The 1,661-nt window shown below is 62.4% G+C and carries 2 protein-coding genes and 1 pseudogene; 1 reads left to right on the top strand and 2 read right to left on the bottom strand.

From position 1 onward, the window contains the following. A partial coding sequence (locus tag BACI9J_RS24070) for a hypothetical protein (RefSeq protein ID WP_201296742.1) occupies positions 1-291 on the bottom strand: 291 nt, incomplete at its 3' end. A gap of 100 nt (positions 292-391) precedes the next feature. Between BACI9J_RS24070 and BACI9J_RS24065 the strand changes: the two genes are divergently transcribed. Next, a complete protein-coding gene (locus tag BACI9J_RS24065) occupies positions 392-1,444 on the top strand; it encodes a glycosyltransferase family 2 protein (protein ID WP_159736810.1) in 1,053 nt (350 codons plus the stop codon). Here the strand turns inward: BACI9J_RS24065 and BACI9J_RS24575 are convergent. Further along, positions 1,445-1,661 (bottom strand): annotated as a pseudogene (locus BACI9J_RS24575) (acyltransferase family protein); the annotation flags it as partial.

Raw genomic sequence — 1,661 nt, 5'->3', positions numbered from 1 at the left:
GTACCGATGAAGATCGGCGTCGGGGTAGAGCCCGCCGATGTTTCCCCCGCCATGGATGGCGACCGGTGTCCTTGTCTGCAGAGTCGCTCGATCCAGCGTCGAACGGCTGCTGACCCTCGTCAGCACGATTCCAGCCTGGACCCAGAAACTGCGCTGGCCCAGCACGATCGCGGAGTCTCCGATGTTGGCATGGTCCGGAAAGTCGGTCAGCGTGACTTCCGCAACACCCGAATGCAGCTGAGACAGGCTCGAGAAAGTCTGCTGGCGCAGCGTCGCAACCGGGTTACTCACACATGAAGAGTGTCCGAAGCGTGCTGATACTTCAAGGATGCACAGCATCATTTGCCGATCGGTTCGCAAATTGAACGATCCCTGCGCGAACGAGCGGGTGATGGCACGACAGAGCAGGTCGCCGCTGTGCGAGCGTGACCAGGCAGGGTCACGAGCATCGATTCCCGATCGTGGCCTCCACAGTCAGACGGACCGCCGTGCCCTCGACGGTCAGACGAATCGCCGTGGCCTCACCAGGAACTCCACTACCATCACACCGAGCCCGCCCGCAGCACGCCTGAGCAGCACCTGGAAGCCATCGATGCGCTTGTCCGTCCTCATGCCCGCCCGGAATGCCGCCAAGACCATCAGGGCGAGCCTCGGATCGACGCTCCGCGCGCTTCCGAAGGACGCCGAGGTCCTCGTCCTTGACGACGCGAGCAGCGATCATACGGCGGCAATCGCGAGCGAGATGGAAGACGGGCGGGTAAAGGTACTCCGCTCGCCAACCCCCTCAGGGGTAGCAGGCGCTCTGAACGTATTGCTGGCGGACGCTCGGGGCGAGTTCGTGGCAAGAATGGACGCCGACGACATCGTTCTACCGGGAAGATTCAAGTCCCAGCTGAGCCGGTTCAACCGCCGTTTCGACCTCATCTTCGGCGGAGTGCTCCACTTCGGCGAGCGTGTCAAGGTCCCCTACCCATCGCCCCCGCTCACCATCGGACCCGACGCTTTTCCTTCGGCACTGCTGATCGACAATCCCGTCGCACATTCGACGATGATGGCACGCCGAGACCTCCTCTTGGAGATCGGGGGCTATCGAGAATGCCTTGCTGAAGACTACGATCTCTGGCTGCGTGCTGCAGCTCGAGGTGCGCGTATCTCCCGTTTCGCAGCACCAGTGACCGCACTGAGAAGGCACGCCGGCCAGGTGACGGCAGACAAAGGATGGGCGGAAAGGGCAAGCAACGAGCCCGAGTGGCAAGAGTCGTACGCAGCGCTGGCTGAGGCCACGGGTCAGGTTGCTGGAGATACCGAGCTGCTCGCCGAGGTGAACGCAGCGATGACCATCGGTGAGAAGCGCACGCTTCTCCTGCCCGGGATCATGCGCACCATGAAGGACTTCAGCGCGCGAGACGCCCTTGCGCTGAAGATCCTGATGAGGCGCGGTTGATCATTCCATCGCGAGACGGCGGCGGAACTGCAGCCGGGAGGCGACCCGCTTTGCCAGCAGGTGAGCCGGGCGCTCAACGAGCCGGAAGAAGATGTAAGCGACTGCAATAGAAACAGGGATGCAGACCAGTGGAGTCAACCACGCTAGGTCGACTGGCAGGAGCGTCCCGATGGTTACCACAATCGGGTCGTGCGTCAGGTAAAGGCTGAACGAGATC

The sequence above is a fragment of the Arthrobacter sp. 9V genome (assembly GCF_902506065.1).
Lineage (GTDB): Bacteria > Actinomycetota > Actinomycetes > Actinomycetales > Micrococcaceae > Arthrobacter.
The sequence above is the reverse complement of the archived record's forward strand: the minus strand, read 5'-3'. Positions and strand labels throughout refer to the sequence as shown.